The sequence below is a fragment of the Streptomyces sp. NPDC031340 genome, assembly GCF_055569945.1.
Map to the genome: position 1 here is coordinate 222,916 of NZ_JBVIIE010000004.1, position 18,524 is coordinate 241,439.

Here is an 18,524-nt window from a genome sequence, read left to right on the forward strand (position 1 = left end):
TCTCTCCCTCTTATCCTGCTGTCCCCCCCCCCCCCCCCCCCCCCCCCCCGCCGCCCCCCCCCCCCCCCCCCCCCCCCCCCCCCCCCCCCCCCCCCCCCCCCCCCCCCCCCCCCCCCCCCCCCGGGACGCCGTCAGTGGCGGTACCGCTCGTCCTCAGTAGCGGTACTGCTCGTCGTAGCCGTTGCCCTGCCCCTGGCCCTGGCCCTGCCCGTCGCCCTGGTAGGGGTAGGGCTGCTCCGGCGGGAGGTCGCCGCCGTAGGACTCGTCGGTGCGCTGCTGCGGGACCCACACGCCGCCGGGCGGGGTCTCGGCGCCGTAGGTGCCGGTGGCGTACTGGTCCTGGCCGTAGCCCTGTTGCCCGTACTGGTCGTACCCCGCCTGGTAGCCGGCGTCGTAGGTCTGGGTGCCGATGTAGGGGTCGGAGTAGGCGGCGTACTGCTGCTGGCCGCCGGCGTCGTAGCCGTACTGCTGTTGGTCGTAGCCGGTGTAGCCGTCGTAGGCGTAGCTCTGGTCGGCCGTCGCGTACTGGTCCTGGGTCTGGCCGGCGGCGGCGAAGGACTGACCGGCGGCGGCGTACGAACCGTTCTCGCCGTAGACGCCGTACGAGCCGGTGTCGTCGGGCAGGGGCTGCGGCTCGTACACCGCGGTGGTCTCGGCGGCTGCGGGCTCGACCGGGCGGACGGGCGTGAAGACGTCGTCGCGGTCGTAGTCGTCGGCCTGGCCGTAGCCGGGGTCGCTCCCGGCGTAGGAGCCGTCGCCGCCGTACCCGCCGTCGGCCGCGTCCGGGTCGGAGCCGTCCAGCGCCGGGTCCTGACGGTCCGCCCGGCCCCGGCGGCGCTTGCTGCCGCCGCCGTCGGCGTCCGCGTCGGGACGCTTGACCGCCCAGCCGGAGGAGAAGCCGCGGCGGAACGACAGCGTGACGTAGGTCTGTCCGACCGCGAAGGCGGCCGCGCCCAGGCCGATGACGACGACGGACGGGATCATCACCCCGAGCACGACGCCGAGGAAGCCGACGAAGGCGATCAGCCTCCAGCGCAGGCGCGCCTTGTACTGCAGCAGCACCTCACCGAGCAGCCACAGCGCGACAATGCCGAACGCGATGTAGAGGACCGTATAGCCCATGTACGCCCCTCTCCCAGTCGCCGCTACGAGTGTGTCGTACACCCGTGCGGCCGGTCTAGGCCCGCGGTGGGTGGTGCAGGCCCAGGTTCTCGTAGATTTCCAGCGTCGCCGTGGAGTTGTTGAGCGTGATGAAGTGCAGTCCGGGCACTCCCTCGGCCAGCAGTCGTGCGCAGAACTCCGTGGCGAACTCGATCCCCATGGAGCGTACAGCGGCGGGATCGTCCTTCGCTGTGAGGATCCGCTCTTTCAGGGCGTCCGGGAACGCGGCGTTGGTCAGCGACGGGATGCGCTCCAGCGTCCTGACGCTGCCGATCGGCATGACCTCGGGGATGATCGGGGTCTCGCAGCCGGCGGCGGCGACCTTGTCACGGAGCCTGAGGTAGTCCTCCGGGTCGAAGAACATCTGGGTGATCGCGTAGTCGGCGCCCGCGCGGCACTTGTCGACGAAGTGGCGGACGTCGGTGTCCCAGTCGCTGGAACGCGGGTGCATCGCCGGGAAGGCGGCGACGCCCACGCAGAAGTCGCCTGACGCCTTGATGAGTTCGACGAGTTCGGCGGCGTAGGTGAGGCCCCGCGGGTGCGGCACCCAGTCGCCCATGGGGTCGCCGGGCGGGTCGCCGCGCAGGGCCAGCATGTTCCGGATCCCGGCGTCGGCGTACTGCCCGATGATGTTGCGCAGGTCGGCGACCGAGTGGTCGACGGCGGTGAGGTGGGCGATCGGCGTCAGCGTGGTGTCGGAGGCGATCGCCTCGGTCGCCTTGACCGTGCCCGCGCGGGTGGAGCCGCCCGCGCCGTAGGTGACGGACACGAAGTCGGGGGCCACCGCCTCGACGCGGCGCAGCGCGGTCCACAGGTTGCGCTCGCCCTTCGGGGTCTTCGGAGCGTAGAACTCGAAGGAGTACGTCGTCTTGCCCGTGGCGAGCATGTCGCGCACGGTGCGAGCGTGGTCCGACCTGGTGGATGCGGTGCCGAGGGCCATACCCGCAGGTTAGCCAGGGGCCGCGGGCCACCCAACCGAACCTGGGCCTTTTGCCCGATTTGCCGACTTGTTGTCCACCCCTTGGACAGATCCGCCCTCGTCAGGGGCGCGGGGCCGCTGGACGGGACCCGAGCCCTGCCGGTTGGCGCATCCCGCGTCGCGGGCCTAGAGCTGCCGCAGCCGCTTGGCGAACTCCGCCGCCGCCGCGCCCGGGTCGTCGGCCTGCGTGATCGCCCGGACGACCACCACGCGGCGGGCGCCCGCGTCGAGCACCTCGTCGAGGTTGCCGAGGTCGATGCCGCCGATGGCGAACCAGGGGCGGTCGGTGCCGAGGGCCGCCGTGTGACGCACCAGACCGAGGCCGGGCGCGTGACGGCCGGGCTTGGTCGGGGTGGGCCAGCACGGGCCGGTGCAGAAGTAGTCCACGCCCTCCTGGACGGCGGCGGCCTCCGCCTCGGCCTCCGCGTGCGTGGAGCGGCCGATGAGGACGTCGTCCCCGAGGATCGCGCGGGCCGCGGGGACCGGGAGGTCGCCCTGGCCGAGGTGGAGCACCGAGGGGCCCGCGGGGTGCGCGGCGCGGGCGGCGTGGGCCACGTCGGCGCGGTCGTTCACCGCGAGGAGCTTGCCGTGCTCGCGGCACTTGTCGGCGAACACCTCCAGCCACCGCAGCTCCTCCGCCGCCTCCATGCCCTTCTCCCGCAGCTGGACGACGTCGACGCCGCCGGCCAGGACCGCGTCCAGGAACTCGGGCAGGTCGCCCTGGCGCCTGCGGGCGTCCGTGCAGAGGTAGACGCGGGCGTCGGCGAGGTGCGCGCGGGCGTCGGTGGCGGCGGTGTCGGGCATGGTGGTGTCCCCCCGTGGTCGGCGGCGTACGGGCCGGATGTACCGGACGGGCCCGGCGGGCCGGGTCCGGCCGCATCGGGCCGCACCCGACCGCGCCGGGGCCCGGTGCGGCCCCGGCCCGTACGCCGGACGGTGTTCAGCCCGCTGTCGGGCCTGCTGCTGTTCGGCCTTGCCCGGTCAGACGGCGAGCGCCTGGGCGCGGCGCTTCACCTCCGTGCCGCGATTCTCGCTCAGAGCCTGCGCGGGAGTGCCGGGCAGGGTCGGGTCGGGGGTGAAGAGCCACTCGATCATCTCTTCGTCCGTGAAGCCGTCGTCCCGCAGGAGCGTCAGGGTGCCGGACAGGCCCTTGACGACCTTGTCCCCGTCGATGAAGGCGGCGGGGACGTGCAGCGCACGGTTCTCACCACGGCGTACGGCGATGAGCTGGCCGTCCCTGACCAGCTGCCGCACACGTGTCACCTCGACGCCGAGCATTTCGGCGATGTCGGGGAGGGTGAGCCAGGCGGGGACGAGAGCATCGATCTTTGCGTCAATCTCGGTCACGGAAACAAGCCTGCCATCCCGCACCGACAGTCGGAAGCCGGGCCCGTCCGACCAGGTGGTCCGCGCTACACGGTGGCGGCCTTCAACGGCTTGCTCGGGTCCGCCAGCAGGTCGGGGTTCATCGGCGTGCCCGCCTCGATCAGCCGCCTGCCCTGCGCCAGGTCCCTGGGCCGGCCCACCGCCAGCAGCGCCGCCAGGCGGCCCTCGCGCAGCCAGCAGACGGACCAGCTCGGGCCGGACGGGTCGCCGCGCCACAGGGTCGTGTCGGCGCCCGCGTGGTGACCGGCGTACTGCACGAACCGGCCGAACTGCTCGGACCAGAAGTACGGCACCGGGTCATAGACGGCGGGCTCCTCCCCGATGATGTTCGCGGCCACGGTGCGCGGGCCCTGCAGGGCGTTGTCCCAGTGGTGCACGAGCAGGCGCTCCCCGTACCTGCGGGAGGGGAAGGACGCGCAGTCGCCGACCGCGTAGACGTCCGGCGCCGAGGTGCGCAGGCCGTCGTCGGCGACGACCTCGCCGTGCGCGCCGAGCGCGATGCCGGAGCCGGCGAGCCAGCCGGTGGCGGGGCGCGCGCCGATGCCGACCACGACGGCGCCGGCGGGCAGCCGGGTGCCGTCGTCGAGGACGACCGCGCCGGGCTCGACGTGCGTCACACGCGCGTGGGTGCGCAACACGGCGCCCGCGTCGGCGTACCAGGACGCCATCGGGGCGGCCACCTCGGCGGGCAGCGCGCCCGTGAGCGGCCGGTCGGCGGCCTCAACGACGGTCACCGCGCAGCCCGCCTCGCGCGCCGCCGTGGCGAACTCCGCGCCGATCCAGCCCGCGCCGACGACCACCACGTCGTGCTGCCTGGCGAGCACCGGCCGCAGCCGCTCGGCGTCGTCCAGGGTGCGCAGCAGATGGACGCCGGGCACGCCCTCGGCCTGCGGCAGCAGCACCGGCTCGGCGCCGGTCGCGAGGACGAGCACGTCGTACGGCACCGGGCCCTCGGCGGTGTCCAGTTCGTGGTCGCCGACCCGGACGCCCAGCACCTCGCGCCCGAGCCGGAGTTCGATGCCGAGCGCCTCGAAGTCGACGTCGAAGGCGGACCCCTCGGCCTTGCCGAGCAGGACGGCCTTGGACAACGGCGGCCGGTCGTACGGCTGGTGGGGCTCGGCGCCGATGAGGGTCACCGGCCCGGCGAAGCCCTGTTCGCGCAGGGCGACCGCGGTCTGCACGCCGGCCATTCCCGCGCCGGCCACCACGACTCGCCGCTGCGGGGGCGCCTGCCGTTCCTGCGTCTGCTCGCTCACCTGATCACCATAGACACCTGACGTCACGTCAGTCGCGGATCCCGTCAGTGACCTGCTCCACAACACTGGTGCCGCTGCCCGGCCGGGACTCCCACTCCCACGTCTCCTCCAGGCGCACCCGGCCGTCCGGCAGCTCCACGACCGTCGACGCGCAGTGCCCGGAGGACGTCGTGCCGTCGGTCCGCAGCTGCACGTAACGGAAGTCGAGCCGGTCACCCTCCCGGGTACCCACCAGACGGCCGCGTACGACGTCACCGCCCGCGTACTCGGCCCAGATCTCGCCGCCGGACTCGTGGTACGTGAAGCGGGTCCGGGTGCCCACCTGGCCGGGGGCCTGGTCGGCGACCGGGGCGAGGACGAGACCGTCCAGCGAGCGCGGCATGGGACAGGGCTCCCTTACGAGGGCGACGGGGCGCGGGCTAGGGTGGCCACCGTACAAGCACTCGCGGGAGCCCGGACGCACCGGGCTGAGAGGGAGGCTGGCGGCCTCCGACCGTACGAACCTGATCCGGGTCATGCCGGCGAAGGGAGGGGCTGGACGCCCATGCCGTCACGTACGTCAGACGTCCTCGTCATCGGGGGCGGGATCATCGGCCTGGTCACGGCCTGGCGCGCCGCGCAGCGCGGCTTCGCCACCGCCGTGGTGGACCCGGAACCGGGCGGCGGGGCCGCCCAGGTGGCGGCCGGCATGCTGGCCGCGGTCACCGAACTGCACCACGGCGAGCAGACGCTGCTCGGCCTGAACCTCGCCTCGGCCCGCCGTTACCCGGACTTCGCGGCCGAGCTGACCGACCTCACGGGCCACGACCTCGGCTACCGCCGGTGCGGCACGCTCGCCGTCGCGCTGGACGCCGACGACCGCGCCCACCTGCGCGAACTGCACGCCCTTCAGCAGCAGTCCGGCCTGGGGTCGGAGTGGCTGTCGGGGCGCGAGTGCCGGCGTCTGGAGCCGATGCTCGCGCCGGGCGTGCGCGGCGGCCTCCGGGTCGACGGCGACCACCAGATCGACCCGCGGCGGCTGGCCCGCGCGCTGGTGGCCGCCTGCGAGCGGGCGGGCGTGGTCTTCCACCGGATGTGGGCCGAACGGCTCGACCGCGCCGGGGACCGGGCCGTCGGCGTCACCGCGGCGGACGGCACCGCACTGACCGCGGACCGGGTGGTGCTGGCCGCCGGCAGCCTCAGCGGACGGCTCGCGGGCGTCCCGGACGACGTGCTGCCGCCGGTGCGGCCGGTCAAGGGGCAGGTGCTGCGGCTGAGCGTGCCGAAGCGGTACGCGCCCTTCCTCAGCCGCACCGTGCGGGCCGTGGTGCGCGGCAGCCAGGTCTACCTGGTGCCGCGGGAGAACGGCGAGCTGGTGGTCGGCGCGACCAGCGAAGAGCTGGGCTGGAACACCACGGTCACCGCGGGCGGGGTGTACCAGCTGCTGCGCGACGCCCATGAGCTGGTGCCCGGCATCACCGAGCTGCCGCTGACCGAGACCCGGGCCGGACTGCGCCCCGGCTCCCCCGACAACGCGCCGCTTCTCGGCCCGACCGCGCTGTCCGGGCTGCTGCTGGCCACCGGGCACCACCGCAACGGCGTGCTGCTCGCACCGGTCACCGGCGACGCCCTGGCGCACGTCCTCACCACCGGCGAACTCCCCGACGAGGCACGCCCGTTCACCCCGGGGCGGTTCGCCCGCACGGAGCAGCCGGCATGAACATCTCGGTCAACGGCGAGGTCCGCGAGGTCGCTCCCGGAACGGCTCTGGACACCGTGGTCAGGACGCTCACCCCGGCGTCCGCCGGGGTGGCCGCCGCCCTCAACGAAACCGTCGTCCCGCGCGCGCAGTGGCCGTCGACCCCCCTCGCCGAGGGGGACCGCGTCGAGGTCCTCACCGCCGTCCAAGGAGGCTGAACCCATGGCCGACGACCCCCTCGTCCTCGGCGGCACGTCCTTCACGTCCCGCCTGATCATGGGCACCGGCGGCGCCCCCAGCCTGGAGGTGCTGGAGAGCGCCCTGGTGGCGTCCGGCACGGAGCTGACCACGGTCGCCATGCGGCGGGTGGATCCCTCGGTGCACGGCTCGGTGCTGTCCGTGCTCACCCGGCTGGGCATCCGGGTGCTGCCGAACACGGCGGGCTGCTTCACCGCCCAGGAGGCCGTCCTCACCGCCCGCCTCGCGCGCGAGGCGCTCGGCACCGACCTGGTCAAGCTGGAGGTCATCGCCGACGAGCGCACCCTGCTGCCCGACCCGATCGAGCTGCTGGAGGCGGCCGAGACGCTGGTCGACGACGGGTTCACCGTGCTGCCGTACACCAACGACGACCCGGTCCTCGCCCGGAAACTGGAGGACGCCGGCTGCGCGGCGATCATGCCGCTGGGCTCGCCGATCGGCTCCGGGCTAGGCATCCGCAACCCGCACAACTTCCAGCTGATCACCGAGCACGCGCGGGTGCCGGTGATCCTGGACGCGGGCGCCGGCACCGCCTCGGACGCGGCACTGGCGATGGAGCTGGGGTGCGCGGGCGTGATGCTCGCCTCGGCGGTGACCCGGGCGCACCGGCCGCGGCTGATGGCGGAGGCCATGCGGCACGCGGTGGAGGCGGGACGCCTGGCGTACCGGGCGGGCCGCATCCCGCGCCGCCACTTCGCCGAGCCCTCCTCCCCCACCGAGGGCCGCGCCCACCTGGACCCGGAGCGGCCCGCGTTCTGACACCGACGCACCAGCTGGTAGCCGCCGGTGACGGCCACGCGGTTCAGCGGCCGGCGGCGGCAGAGACTCGCGGCTCGAAGGTCTCCGGCCCGGCCGGGGCGTTGCAGATGCGGGTAGGGACCGGCGGCCGGCGGTGCAGGCGGTGATCGGCCGCCGCTGCCGGCAGGGCCTGTGTCCGTGGAACCGATACCGCGCTCGCGCTCACCCCGCCCGGCCGGACGGGCATTCCGTCGTGAGGCGTCCCGCGGTGACCGAGGTCCAGAAAGCGATCAGTGCATCGGCCGTCTGCTCGGGGCGCTCCACCTGAGGGGAGTGGTCGGCACCCCGGATGATCACGTGCCGGGCGGCGAGGCGGGTGGCCATATCGGTCTGCCAGTGGATGGGCCAGGCGTAGTCGTCGGTGCCGGACAGCACCAATTTCGGCAGGGGCACAGCGGCCAGTTCTGCCACGCGGTCCGGTTCGGTGACGAGTCGGCGGCCGGTCGCCGTGAGCTGCTCGGGCACCGTGTTCAGCCAGCGGCGGTGCAGGAAGTCTGTGATTTCGGGCGGGAGTTCGGCATCGCGAGCCTCCTGCTTGCGCATCTCCTGCCAGAGCGTCTCCTTGCCGAGGACCGGCAGCAGGTCGACAAGCAACTGCACCCTCTTCCGCTGGGCCGGCTGCACCGCGGCCGGGCCCGAACTCATCAGCGTGAGGGAACTCCAGGGGCGGGGTGACGCGCAGGAGAGAACCGCCGCTCGCGCGACGAGTGCGCCCATGGAGTGGCCCAGCAGATGCACGGGCGGGTCGTCCAGCGCCGCCGTCCACGCGAGAACGTCGGCGGCCAGTTCGTCCTGGTCGTACGCGGCCTCGTCCGCCGGGCCTCCGCTCTCGTGCTGGCCACGGCCGTCGACGGCGACGGCTCTGTACCCTGCTGCGCTCAGCGGAGCCAGCAGCGGAAGGAAGTCCTCCTTGCTGCTGAGAAACCCCGGCACCATCAGTACGGTCCCTGCCCGCGGCACATCGTCCGGCGGGGCGCAGTCCAGTGCGGCGAACACGCCGCGGTCTGTCCGGAGGCGGCGAGCGTGGGTGCGCGGGGGAAGGACGAGGCTCGGGGGTCGGCTCATACGGGGGAGGTTACGGGACCGGCGCCGAGCGTCCCGCCGGTGCGAACTCCCACCGGAGACGGGCCGGCAAGGCGTCCACCACGCGCAGGGTGCGGTACGAGGTGAGGCCGGTGGCCAGGCGCCTCACACAGTCGCGGCGCGGCTGGAGTCGACGTACCGGAGCATGTCCAGGGCCCGGTGGCCGAGGGCCCGGCTCGGTTCCGGATCACCGGCCTTGAGGTGGGCAGCGCCGACGGCGGTGAGGCGCAGGCCCACCGAACGGGTGAAGGCGTTCGATGCCGTCGCGGACGTCTGTTCGTGCCGGAGGAGGCATCCCCGGACGTCTCCGAGGTCGCGCTCGACCTCGGCGGCGTCCGCGGCGCGGCGGGGATCGGTGAAGAAGTCGATCCGCTCGGGAGCCCGTGGAGACAGGGCTTGTCCAGCAGGCGCTCGGGGGCCGTGAGGGCGGTGGCGACCGCCCGGTGCAGGGCTGTCATCGCCCCCGGCCGGCCTCACGGCGCCCCCACGGCTCCGCGCCGGGGGCGGAGCGGCCGGGGGGCAGCCGGGCCCCAGGGCGCCCCCGCCTGCAGCGGAGAGCCGACGGTCGGGACGGTGCACGGTCGGCCTCCGGTCGCCGGTGGGGTGCGCTGTGGTGGTCATGCCGCCGTTGCCAGCCGGCCCGCCAGTGCCCGTACGTCGCGCAGGTAGTCCACCACCGACGGTTCGCGGCGCCAGCGGGCCAGCGAGTCGGTGTAGAGCTTCAGATAGTCCAAGCCCCGCACGCTCTGTAGCCGGGTGAACAGTCGCAGGGACTCGTTGCCCAGTCGCAGCGAGCGGTCCAGGTCCCCGGCCTGGGCGTGCGCAGTCGCCAGGACGGAGAGCCGGATGCCGCGCGAGCGGGCGTAGGCGTCGCCCGGCATCGCGCCCAGGGCGTGCCAGGCGAAGGTGGATTTCGGCTGCCCCAGGTCGCGGAAGATCTCCGTGGCGTCGGTGATGATCCGCTGGCGGGAGAAGAACTCGATCCATCTGCGTTCGCCGCTCCCCTCGGCCGCACCCCGCTCCTGGAGGCGCTCGGCCAGGGTGAGGCAGGTGGCCGCCGCTCGCGCGTCCCGCTGCCGGGCGTGTGCGCGGGCCTCGATCAGCTTGGCGAACCCCAGCACCCGCGGATCGGCGGCGGGGACGCGTTCGTAGGCGCCCTGGGCCATGTCGATGGCCTGGGAGGTGAAGCCGCGCATCAGCGCTTGCATCGCCATGGTGCTCAGCACGTACGAACCGAGGTGCACGTCGCTGCCGGCCTTGGTGAGCCGCAGCGCCTGGATGAAGTGGCGCTGCGCGATCTGGTGCTCCCCTGCGTCGAATGCGGTCCAGCCGGCGAGGCGGGCCATCTCGGCGGTCACCGAGAACAGTTCGCGGCCGTCGCGCTCGTTGTAGCGCCCGCCGAGCAGCGGAGTGACCCGCTCGTAGAGGTATGCCGTGAGCGAGGGGGACTTCCAGGTCGCCCCGCCGAAGCGGGAGTCCCACAGTCGCGCGGAGTCGGCCGCGGCCCGTAGTTCCTGGATGTGCAGCGGTCCCACGGCGATGCGACCGGAAGGCGGTGCGAGGGGCTCGGTCGGGCTGACCAGCCAGCGGGTCACGGGCTCCGAGAAGGCCGAGACGACGAAGGGCGAGTTGGCGAGGAAGGTCCGCCGGTTCAAGGTGCTCCAATACAACGAGGCTTCGGTGATCGCGTCGCGCTGGCCCCTCGGGAAGCCCAGGCCGGAGTCCTGGTCCAGGTGGCCGGGCCGGTCCATGTCGATCTCCTCCAGCCCCACCGGCCGCCCCAGTCCCTCCGCGAGGACCTCACACAGATGCCGGGGCACGGGCCAGCGCGGTCTTACCCCACGGCGGCACCAGTTGGCGACGGATGTGTGCGTATATTCGCACGCGATTCCATGAGACTGGCAGATGTGGTTGAGACGGTGGGCGAGTCTCTTGTGACTCATGCCTGATTCTTCGATCAGGTTCTCAAGCCGGACGTTTCGTTGCGGCCGAGATTTCTTCCCCGCTGCCACGTCGGCCACACGCGCCACCTCCTCCTTGAGCTGACCAACGCTCCAACACGAGCATAGCGGTGGGCAGTTGGCGTGAGCATGGATGGCGATTCATGAGCCCCCTCATGAGCCCTGCCGACCCTTCCGTTCATTTGATCTCCTGCTTAAAAGCCCGCCGAGAACGACGGGGAGAGGTTTTCGAAGGACGGGCCGGAATGAAGGGATGGCAAATGCACATGCGACGTGGGAAGCACGGCGGTACGCGAAGGAAAGGACTGCGGAATTCCGGTCGTACGGCGCTCTGGGCGCTGCGCGGAGCGCGGCTGACAGCGACGCTGCTGTGTGCCTACGTGCCGCTGGCCGGACAGCTTCCGGCATCCCTGCCGGACCCGCTGCTCAACGCCTTGGCCCTGTTCACGGCGCTGCCCGTGCTGCTGCCGGGTGAGGGCGCAGGCACCGAGTCGGAGGCGGTGCCCACGCCGATGCCGGGCGCGCGCTACGGATGTCCGACGGGATGCCGGGGCGCCCGGCGGGTCCGGGCGCCCCGTCGAGGCACCCGGCGCCGCCCCGGCTACGGACCCCGCCGCCGGTGCGTCTCGCCACGGAGGTATTGATCGACCGCTTCACTGCCCCGCTCGGACCAACCCGTCGAGCCACCCGGCGCGGTGCGTGGTCGTATTGGCCTCACGCCGGCCCCGGCCGCAACGCCGGACGGCGGACTGGGCGCGTCGATCACGGCGAAGCCCTGCCGGTGACGAGCGGTTCTGGCGAGGACGTCCACGGCGGAAAGCACCGCGGGCCAACCACGATGTGAAGGGAGATTCCTCGTCATGAGACTCACCGCGAGACGCGTCGGCGCGACCCCCGGAAGGTGTCCACCCACGCTCAGTCGCCGATCGGCGGTGCGCCCCGGCGGGCTGGTGCGGTCCGGGCTCTCGGCCCTGGCGGCTGTTCTCGTCGCGCTCGTGCTCGCGCCTCCCGCGGTGGCCGCCCCGCCGACGGTGACGGTTTCGCAGGGCCGTCTCCAGGGGGTACAGCGGCACGGAGTGGCCGAGTTCCTCGGCATCCGCTACGCGGCCCCGCCGACCGGCCCGCTGCGGTGGCGGCCTCCGCAGCCCGCCGCGCCATGGCCGGGCACCCTGCACGCCACGACGCCCGGCCGGCCGTGTCCCGAGATTCCGACGCCCGGAGCCACGCCCCGTTATTCCACGAACGAAGACTGCCTGTTCCTCAATGTCTACAAGCCCGTCCACGCGGCGAATCTGCCGGTGATGGTGTGGATCCACGGTGGGTACTTCGTCGCCGGCTCGGGCGGGGACTACGACGCCGGCACCCTGGCCAGGAAGGGCGACGCCGTCGTGGTGACGATCAACTATCGGCTCGGCGCCCTGGGCTCGCTGGCTTTGCCGTCCCTGTCGAGGGAAGCGCCCGACCATGCTTCCGGTGAGTACGGCCTGATGGACCAACAGGCCGCCCTGCGGTGGGTACGAAGCAACATCACGGCCCTCGGAGGCAACCCCCACGACGTCACCGTCTTCGGCGAGTCAGCCGGCGGCGTCAGTGCCTGCGACCACGTCGCGTCGCCGACCGCCACGGGACTGTTCCACCGCGCCATCGCCCAAAGCAACTGCAACGCCCCCCAGCCGGACCAGGCCACGGCCAAGGAAACCGGCACCAGACTCGCTCGCAGGCTCGGCTGCCCCGACCCGGACACGGCAGCGGACTGCCTGCGGCACAAGCCGGTAGCGCGAATCCTTCGCGCGTCGCACGTCCTCTTCAAGGAGCAAGGCCCGTACACCTGGGACCCCGCCTTCGGCGGAACGATCCTGCCGACGAGCGTGCTCGACGCGTTCTCCACGGGCCAGTACAACCACGTGCCGATCATCCACGGCACGAACCACGACGAGGGCAATTTCTTCATCGCCCTCGAGGACGCGAACGAACTGTCACCTGCGAACTATCTGGACCTCATCGTCAAGCATTTCGGCGGCAAGGTCGCCGCGCAGGTGAAGGCCCAGTACCCGCTGTCCGCCCACCGCCACCAGCGGACGCTGTGGGCGCTGGGCGCCGCCCTGACGGACGCCGCCTTCGCCTGTCCCGCCTATGAAGCCGACGAGGCGCTCGCCGAGCGGACGCCACCCCATGCCTACGAGTTCAACGATCCCCACCCCGTCGGCTACTACGAGGCTGTGCCCGGCGCCGGGCACGCGTCGGAGATCTCCTACGTCTTCCAGCAGCCGAGGCAGGCGTGGAAGCACGCCTCCGCAGCTCAGCGGGCGCTGTCGGACACGATGATCGCCTACTGGACCCGGTTCGCCGCCACCGGTGATCCCACCACCCCGGGCGCCCCGCCGTGGCCCGGCTACGACTCCGTGCAGGAACTCCAGCCCCGGCACATCGCGCCCATCACGGCCACCGACTTCACCCTCGACCACAAGTGCCGCTTCTGGCTGCCCCTGCTCCACACCGGTCAGGTGAGAATGCGCTTCTAGCACCGACACCGGTCTTGGTCGCACAACAGTCACAGGTCTGCTGCATTCCGTCCCCGGATCGGGCGAATTGGCGGCCCTTTCGGTCGCGGCTCGTACACTCACCTGCGTGGATACGACCCTTCAGGACCCATTGGTCGGGCAGGTGCTCGACGGGCGCTACCGCGTGGACGCGCGGATCGCGGTCGGCGGGATGGCCACGGTCTACCGGGCCCTGGACACCCGCCTCGACCGCGTGCTCGCGCTCAAGGTGATGCACCCGACGCTCGCCGCCGACCTCTCCTTCGTCGAGCGGTTCATCCGGGAGGCGAAGTCGGTCGCGCGGCTCGCCCACCCGAACGTCGTGCAGGTCTTCGACCAGGGCACCGACGGGTCGTACGTCTACCTCGCCATGGAGTACGTGGCCGGCTGCACCCTGCGTGACGTGCTGCGCGAGCGCGGGGCGCTGCAGCCGCGCGCCGCGCTGGACATCCTGGAGCCGGTGCTGGCCGCGCTCGGCGCCGCGCACCGCGCCGGGTTCGTGCACCGGGACATGAAGCCGGAGAACGTGCTGATCGCGGACGACGGCCGGGTCAAGGTCGCCGACTTCGGCCTGGTGCGGTCCGTGGACACGGTCACCAGCACGAACGGCACCGTCCTCGGCACCGCCTCCTATCTCGCGCCGGAGCAGATCGAGCACGGCACCGCCGACACCCGGGTCGACGTGTACGCGTGCGGTGTCGTCCTGTACGAGATGCTGACCGGTGACCGTCCGCACGCCGGCGACTCCACGGCCACCGTGCTGTTCAAGCACCTCCACGAGGACGTCCCGCCGCCGTCCGCCGCCGTGCCGGGGCTGCCGTACGCGCTGGACGAGCTGGTCGCGTCGGCCACCGCGCGCACCCCCGACGTCCGGCCGTACGACGCGGTGGCGCTGCTCGCGCTGGCCCGTGCGGCGCGCGACACGCTGAGCGCGGACCAACTGGACGCCGTCCCGCCGGGGGCCCTCGGTCCCGACGACCGCGACATCTCCGACGACCGTACGAGCGTCATACCGCGCCCGCTGACCTCCCCCGCACCCGGCCTCGCCCACGCGGGCGGCCCCCCGGCCTGGCCGCTCCCGGCCGGCGGGGACGGCGGGGATCCGGCCGGGCCCGTGCAGCGCACCAGTCGGCTGCAGTCGCCGCCGCCCCTGCCGCCGCGGCCCCGCTCGGGACTGCTCGGGCGCGGCCCGCTCATGGTCGTCGCGGCCCTGCTGCTGGTGCTCGGCGTCGGCGCGGGCGTCTGGTACGTCAACTCCGGCCAGTTCACCAGGGTCCCGGCGGTGCTGGCGAAGACCCAGACGCAGGCCACCCAGCGGCTGCAGCAGGCCGGCCTCGACCTCGGGAAGGTCAGCCACGCCTACAGCGACACCGTGAAGCGGGGCACGGTGATCAGTTCGGACCCGGCGCCCGGCGCCCGCGTCCGGGACAACGCCTCGGTGTCGCTCACCATCTCCGACGGCCCCAGGATGGTGCGGGTGCCCGACCTCCAGGGCGACCGGCTCGACAAGGCCAAGGCCCGGCTGAAGGCCGAGGGGCTGGAGCCGGGCATGGTCACCAGGGCGTTCAGCGACAACCTTCCCAAGGGCTTCGTGATCTCCACGGACCCGGGGGCGGGCACCAGCCGGCACGCGGGTTCGGCGATCGCGCTGACCGTCAGCAAGGGCAGCCCGGTCGACGTCCCGGACGTCACCGGCGAGGACCTGGCGAAGGCGAAGGCGGACCTGGCGGCCGCGGGCCTGAGGGTGAAGGTCGCGGCCGTGCAGGTCAACTCCGAGTACGACAAGGGCAAGGTCGCCGAGCAGACACCCGCGAGCGGCAAGCAGGTCGCCGAGGGCGACACGGTGACGCTCACGGTGTCCAAGGGCCCGGAGATGGTGCCGGTCCCGGACGTGGTCGGCGACAGCGTCGACGACGCGACGAAGGCGCTCGAGGCGGCCGGCTTCAAGGTCGAGGAGGACCGCGGTCTGCTGGGCCTGTTCGGCGACACGGTCAAGGGCCAGTCCGTGGCGGGCGGCGACACGGCGCCCAAGGGGTCGACGATCACCATCGAGATCCGGTGACGGCGCGGGACCGGCGGCGTGGCACCCTGAACGGGTGAACAGCCAGCGCCCCGGTCCCGCCCGCAACCCCGTCGGCAGCCACGTCCCGGTGGCCGGCGGCCTGAGCTCCGTCGGGCTCGCCTACGCCCGCGACCTCGGGGCCGAGACGGTGCAGGTCTTCGTCGCCAACCCGCGCGGCTGGGCCACGCCCGTCGGCAACCCGCGGCAGGACGAGGAGTTCCGCGAGGCGTGCGCGGCGGGGTCGATCCCGGCGTACGTGCACGCCCCGTACCTGATCAACTTCGGCTCGCACACCGAGGCGACGGTGGAGAACTCGGTGCGGTCGCTGCGGCACTCGCTGCGGCGCGGGCGGGAGATCGGCGCGCTCGGCGTGGTGGTGCACACCGGCAGCGCGACCGGCGGCCGGGAGCGGGCCGTGGCCCTGGCGCAGGTACGCGAGCACCTGCTGCCGCTGCTCGACGAGCTGACCCACGACGACGATCCCTGCCTGCTGCTGGAGTCGACCGCGGGGCAGGGCGCCTCCCTGTGCTCACGGACGGCGGACTTCGCGCCGTACTTCGAGGCGCTGGACGCCCATCCGAAGCTGGGCGTCTGCCTGGACACCTGCCATGTCTTCGCGGCGGGCCACGACCTGACCGGTCCGGACGGCATGCACCGGACGCTGGACCTGCTGGTGGAGACGGTCGGCGAGGGCCGGCTGAAGCTGATCCACGCCAACGACTCCAAGGACGTGGTGGGCGCCCACAAGGACCGGCACGCGAACATCGGCGCCGGTCACATAGGCGAGGACCCGTTCCGCGCGCTGATGACCCACCCCGCGACCGCGGGCGTGCCGCTGGTCATCGAGACGCCCGGCGGCAAGGAGGGGCACGCGGCGGACGTGGAGCGGCTGAAGAAACTCCGGGACTCCTGACACATGGGAATACCCCCTGGGGGTATACGGTTCCTGTCCGGTACAGGAACCGTCACCCGGCATTGGGGGCCACTCATGGAGCACGAGGCGCAGGAGACGCACCAGGCGCACGAAGCGCACGGGACAGCGGCGCATCAGCACGCGGCACATCAGTCGGCGGCACACGACCACGCCGCGCACGAGGGACACGGCCACGCCCCCGCCGGCTGGGCCATGGCCGCGCAGGCCACGCTGCACTGCCTGACCGGGTGCGCCATCGGCGAGGTGCTCGGCATGGTGATCGGCACCGCGCTCGGCTGGGGCAACGCCCCGACCGCCGTCCTGGCGATCGTGCTGGCCTTCTTCTTCGGCTACTCGCTCACCCTGCGCGGGGTGCTGCGCGCGGGCCTCGGCTTCCGGGCGGCCCTGCGGGTGGCGCTGGCCGCGGACACCGTGTCGATCGCGGTGATGGAACTCATCGACAACGGCGTGATCGCGCTGTGGCCGACCGCGATGGACGCGAAACTCGCCGACGCGCTGTTCTGGATCTCCCTCGCCGCGTCCCTGGTGATCGCCTTCGTCGTCACGACGCCCGTCAACAAGTGGATGATCGGCCGCGGCAAGGGGCACGCGGTGGTGCACGCCCACCACCACTGACGGCCGGCGCCGCGCGTCACAGTTCGGGGCCGTCCCCGGGCTCCTCCTGGTAGGAGTAGCGCTGTTCCCTCCACGGGTCGCCGATGTTGTGATAGCCGCGCTCCTCCCAGAAGCCCCGGCGGTCGGTGGTCATGTACTCCACACCGCGCACCCACTTGGGGCCCTTCCAGGCGTACAGCTGGGGGACGATCAGGCGCAGCGGGAAGCCGTGCTCGGCAGTCAGCAGCTCGCCGTCCTTGTGGGTCGCGAAGACGGTCCGCTCGGACGCGAAGTCCGACAGACGCAGGTTCGCGCTGTAGCCGTACTCGGCCCACACCATCACATGAGTGACGGCGGGCGCCGGAGGGGCGATCTCCAGGATGGTGCGCGCCGGGATCCCGCCCCATTCGGCGCCGAGCATGCTGAACCGGGTGACGCAGTGCAGGTCGGCCACCACGGTGGTGTACGGCAGCGCCGTGAACTCCTCGTGGCTCCAGCAGTGCTTCTCGCCGCCCGCGGTGGCGCCGAAGACCCGGAACTCCCAGCGCTCGGGGCGGAACTTCGGGACCGGCCCGTAGTGCGTGACCGGCCAGCCACGCTGGAGGCGCTGTCCGGGCGGAAGCTCGGGCTGTGCCACTCCTCCTGAATCGCGCTCTCCCGACTCGCGCTCCACCGGCTGACCCATGACTCCATCCTGACAGACCGGGGACGCTGCACCTGACGAGCCCCACGCAAATTCGGGCAACTACCGTCAAGTATGCACCTACGTGGTAAGCGCAGACTTACTGGACGATCTTCGCCACCGGTGCAATCATGCGGCGCATTCCGCCTGACCCCCGGCTTGGAAGGAGCCTTCGCGATGCAGGGCGACCCCGAGGTCATCGAATTCCTCAACGAGCAGCTCACCGGTGAGCTGACCGCGATCAACCAGTACTTCCTGCACTCGAAGATGCAGGAGAACTTCGGCTGGACCAAGCTCGCGAAGTACACCCGGCACGAGTCGTTCGACGAGATGAAGCACGCCGAGGTGCTCACCGACCGGATCCTGCTGCTGGAGGGGCTGCCCAACTACCAGCGGCTGTTCCACGTCCGGGTGGGCCAGACCGTCACGGAGATGTTCCAGGCCGACCGGCAGATCGAGGTCGAGGCGATCGACCGTCTCAAGCGCGGCATCCGGGTGATGCGGGAGAAGGGCGACATCACGTCGGCGAACATCTTCGAGTCGATCCTGGAGGACGAGGAGCACCACATCGACTACCTCGACACCCAGCTGGAGCTGGTGGAGAAGCTGGGCGAGGCGCTCTACATCGCCCAGGTGATCGAACAGCCGGAGAGCTAGCGACAGCCGGCGGGAGCCGGGAGGAAGCCGGCGGGAGCCGGATGGAAGGCGGGCCGGGGAAGGGCGCTGCGCCCGGTCAGGCCGCCTCGTCGAGGCCGGTGAGGACCGGTCCGCCCTGGCCGCCGGCCGTCTCGCGCCCCGGGACGGCTCCCCGTCCCAGCAGGGCCTGGATGCGCCGTACGCACGAACCGCAGTCGGTGCCCGCCTTGCAGGCCGAGGCGAGCCGGCGGGGCGTGCAGGCGCCGTTCTCCGCGTGCTGCTTGACCTGCTGTTCGGTGATGCCGAAGCAACTGCACACGTACACGCGGTTCACCTCCCGAGGGGATCCAGGTGGCGCCGTCCCCGTTGATCGGTGAGGCAAACCTAACCTTACCTGCCGGGGCAGGCCCGCGGAAGCGGAGTGGGGGGGGGGGGGGGGGGGGGGGGGGGGGGGGGGGGGGGGGGGGGGGGGGGGGGGGGGGGGGGGGGGGGGGGGGGGGGGGGGGGGGGGGGGGG

19 protein-coding genes and 1 riboswitch are annotated in these 18,524 nt (G+C 72.6%); of the genes, 8 read left to right on the forward strand and 11 right to left on the reverse strand.

Going from position 1 to position 18,524, the window contains the following annotated elements:
• Window positions 1–153: 153 nt before the first annotated feature.
• The 6 genes from ACZ5GT_RS04645 to ACZ5GT_RS04670 form a co-directional block, all read right to left on the reverse strand.
• The gene (locus tag ACZ5GT_RS04645) at window positions 154–1,122 is read right to left on the reverse strand and encodes an SCO2102 family sporulation regulator (protein ID WP_469014111.1); all 969 of its coding nucleotides are present in this window, start codon (window positions 1,120–1,122) and stop codon (window positions 154–156) included.
• 55 nt (window positions 1,123–1,177) lie between these two features.
• The gene (metF, locus tag ACZ5GT_RS04650) at window positions 1,178–2,101 is read right to left on the reverse strand and encodes a methylenetetrahydrofolate reductase [NAD(P)H] (protein WP_469014115.1); all 924 of its coding nucleotides are present in this window, start codon (window positions 2,099–2,101) and stop codon (window positions 1,178–1,180) included.
• Window positions 2,102–2,266: 165 nt separating this feature from the next.
• Window positions 2,267–2,944, reverse strand: coding sequence for a thiamine phosphate synthase (gene thiE, locus ACZ5GT_RS04655; protein WP_469014119.1), 678 nt, complete (start codon window positions 2,942–2,944; stop codon window positions 2,267–2,269).
• 177 nt (window positions 2,945–3,121) lie between these two features.
• Window positions 3,122–3,487, reverse strand: coding sequence for an Rv2175c family DNA-binding protein (locus ACZ5GT_RS04660; RefSeq protein WP_469014123.1), 366 nt, complete (start codon window positions 3,485–3,487; stop codon window positions 3,122–3,124).
• 65 nt (window positions 3,488–3,552) lie between these two features.
• A complete protein-coding gene (locus tag ACZ5GT_RS04665) occupies window positions 3,553–4,782 on the reverse strand; it encodes an NAD(P)/FAD-dependent oxidoreductase (RefSeq protein ID WP_469014126.1) in 1,230 nt (409 codons plus the stop codon).
• Between the two features lie 28 nt (window positions 4,783–4,810).
• Entirely contained in the window at window positions 4,811–5,164 is a 354-nt protein-coding gene (locus tag ACZ5GT_RS04670; protein WP_469014130.1) for an avidin-fold protein, read from the reverse strand.
• A 53-nt stretch (window positions 5,165–5,217) separates the two neighbouring features.
• Window positions 5,218–5,329: riboswitch (TPP riboswitch) on the forward strand.
• On the opposite strand from ACZ5GT_RS04670, the gene thiO reads away from it, so the two are divergent.
• The 3 genes from thiO to ACZ5GT_RS04685 all read left to right on the forward strand — a co-directional run bounded on the left by thiO (window position 5,327) and on the right by ACZ5GT_RS04685 (window position 7,477).
• Window positions 5,327–6,481, forward strand: a complete 1,155-nt coding sequence (gene thiO / locus ACZ5GT_RS04675; protein ID WP_469014134.1) for a glycine oxidase ThiO — start codon at window positions 5,327–5,329, stop codon at window positions 6,479–6,481. (Overlaps the previous riboswitch by 3 nt.)
• Complete coding sequence (thiS, locus tag ACZ5GT_RS04680; protein WP_469014137.1) at window positions 6,478–6,678, forward strand: sulfur carrier protein ThiS; 201 nt, start codon at window positions 6,478–6,480, stop codon at window positions 6,676–6,678. The genes thiO and thiS overlap by 4 nt, the downstream gene beginning before the upstream one ends.
• 4 nt (window positions 6,679–6,682) lie before the next feature.
• Window positions 6,683–7,477 (forward strand): thiazole synthase, encoded by a 795-nt coding sequence (locus tag ACZ5GT_RS04685; protein ID WP_469014141.1) that lies wholly within the window; start codon window positions 6,683–6,685, stop codon window positions 7,475–7,477.
• A 201-nt stretch (window positions 7,478–7,678) separates the two neighbouring features.
• Here ACZ5GT_RS04685 and ACZ5GT_RS04690 read toward each other — a convergent pair whose 3' ends face one another.
• From ACZ5GT_RS04690 to ACZ5GT_RS04700, 3 genes are all read right to left on the reverse strand, one after another.
• On the reverse strand, window positions 7,679–8,581 hold the full coding sequence (locus ACZ5GT_RS04690) for an alpha/beta fold hydrolase (RefSeq protein WP_469014143.1): 903 nt from the start codon (window positions 8,579–8,581) through the stop codon (window positions 7,679–7,681).
• A gap of 123 nt (window positions 8,582–8,704) precedes the next feature.
• Window positions 8,705–8,836 (reverse strand): hypothetical protein, encoded by a 132-nt coding sequence (locus ACZ5GT_RS04695; protein WP_469014146.1) that lies wholly within the window; start codon window positions 8,834–8,836, stop codon window positions 8,705–8,707.
• A gap of 380 nt (window positions 8,837–9,216) precedes the next feature.
• Entirely contained in the window at window positions 9,217–10,419 is a 1,203-nt protein-coding gene (locus ACZ5GT_RS04700) for a sporulation protein (protein ID WP_469014148.1), read from the reverse strand.
• Window positions 10,420–11,555: 1,136 nt separating this feature from the next.
• On the opposite strand from ACZ5GT_RS04700, the gene ACZ5GT_RS04705 reads away from it, so the two are divergent.
• The 4 genes from ACZ5GT_RS04705 (at window position 11,556) to ACZ5GT_RS04720 (ending at window position 16,711) form a co-directional block, all read left to right on the forward strand.
• Entirely contained in the window at window positions 11,556–13,082 is a 1,527-nt protein-coding gene (locus tag ACZ5GT_RS04705; protein WP_469014150.1) for a carboxylesterase/lipase family protein, read from the forward strand.
• 106 nt (window positions 13,083–13,188) lie between these two features.
• Entirely contained in the window at window positions 13,189–15,162 is a 1,974-nt protein-coding gene (pknB, locus tag ACZ5GT_RS04710) for a Stk1 family PASTA domain-containing Ser/Thr kinase (RefSeq protein WP_469014152.1), read from the forward strand.
• Window positions 15,163–15,196: 34 nt separating this feature from the next.
• Window positions 15,197–16,075, forward strand: coding sequence for a deoxyribonuclease IV (locus ACZ5GT_RS04715; RefSeq protein WP_469014153.1), 879 nt, complete (start codon window positions 15,197–15,199; stop codon window positions 16,073–16,075).
• Between the two features lie 75 nt (window positions 16,076–16,150).
• Window positions 16,151–16,711 carry a DUF4396 domain-containing protein gene (locus tag ACZ5GT_RS04720; RefSeq protein WP_469014155.1) on the forward strand — a complete coding sequence of 187 codons (561 nt, stop codon included), beginning with the start codon at window positions 16,151–16,153 and terminating at the stop codon, window positions 16,709–16,711.
• 16 nt (window positions 16,712–16,727) lie between these two features.
• Here the strand turns inward: ACZ5GT_RS04720 and ACZ5GT_RS04725 are convergent, their stop codons facing one another.
• Entirely contained in the window at window positions 16,728–17,375 is a 648-nt protein-coding gene (locus tag ACZ5GT_RS04725; RefSeq protein ID WP_469014157.1) for a sulfite oxidase-like oxidoreductase, read from the reverse strand.
• 174 nt (window positions 17,376–17,549) lie between these two features.
• Between ACZ5GT_RS04725 and bfr the strand changes: the two genes are divergently transcribed.
• The gene (gene bfr / locus ACZ5GT_RS04730) at window positions 17,550–18,029 is read left to right on the forward strand and encodes a bacterioferritin (protein ID WP_469014159.1); all 480 of its coding nucleotides are present in this window, start codon (window positions 17,550–17,552) and stop codon (window positions 18,027–18,029) included.
• 76 nt (window positions 18,030–18,105) lie between these two features.
• Here bfr and ACZ5GT_RS04735 read toward each other — a convergent pair whose 3' ends face one another.
• Window positions 18,106–18,342: a (2Fe-2S)-binding protein gene (locus ACZ5GT_RS04735; protein ID WP_469014161.1), complete on the reverse strand. Its 237-nt coding sequence runs from the start codon at window positions 18,340–18,342 to the stop codon at window positions 18,106–18,108.
• Window positions 18,343–18,524: the final 182 nt, after the last annotated feature.

What these genes read in the sequence shown, in the direction of transcription:
- ACZ5GT_RS04645 (WP_469014111.1), bottom strand. Translation starts at nt 1,122, where the DNA reads ATGGGCTATACGGTCCTCTACATCGCGTTCGGCATTGTCGCGCTGTGG.
- metF (WP_469014115.1), bottom strand. Translation starts at nt 2,101, where the DNA reads ATGGCCCTCGGCACCGCATCCACCAGGTCGGACCACGCTCGCACCGTG.
- thiE (WP_469014119.1), bottom strand. Translation starts at nt 2,944, where the DNA reads ATGCCCGACACCGCCGCCACCGACGCCCGCGCGCACCTCGCCGACGCC.
- ACZ5GT_RS04670 (WP_469014130.1), bottom strand. Translation starts at nt 5,164, where the DNA reads ATGCCGCGCTCGCTGGACGGTCTCGTCCTCGCCCCGGTCGCCGACCAG.
- thiO (WP_469014134.1), top strand. Translation starts at nt 5,327, where the DNA reads ATGCCGTCACGTACGTCAGACGTCCTCGTCATCGGGGGCGGGATCATC.
- thiS (WP_469014137.1), top strand. Translation starts at nt 6,478, where the DNA reads ATGAACATCTCGGTCAACGGCGAGGTCCGCGAGGTCGCTCCCGGAACG.
- ACZ5GT_RS04685 (WP_469014141.1), top strand. Translation starts at nt 6,683, where the DNA reads ATGGCCGACGACCCCCTCGTCCTCGGCGGCACGTCCTTCACGTCCCGC.
- ACZ5GT_RS04690 (WP_469014143.1), bottom strand. Translation starts at nt 8,581, where the DNA reads ATGAGCCGACCCCCGAGCCTCGTCCTTCCCCCGCGCACCCACGCTCGC.
- ACZ5GT_RS04720 (WP_469014155.1), top strand. Translation starts at nt 16,151, where the DNA reads ATGGAGCACGAGGCGCAGGAGACGCACCAGGCGCACGAAGCGCACGGG.
- ACZ5GT_RS04725 (WP_469014157.1), bottom strand. Translation starts at nt 17,375, where the DNA reads ATGGGTCAGCCGGTGGAGCGCGAGTCGGGAGAGCGCGATTCAGGAGGA.
- bfr (WP_469014159.1), top strand. Translation starts at nt 17,550, where the DNA reads ATGCAGGGCGACCCCGAGGTCATCGAATTCCTCAACGAGCAGCTCACC.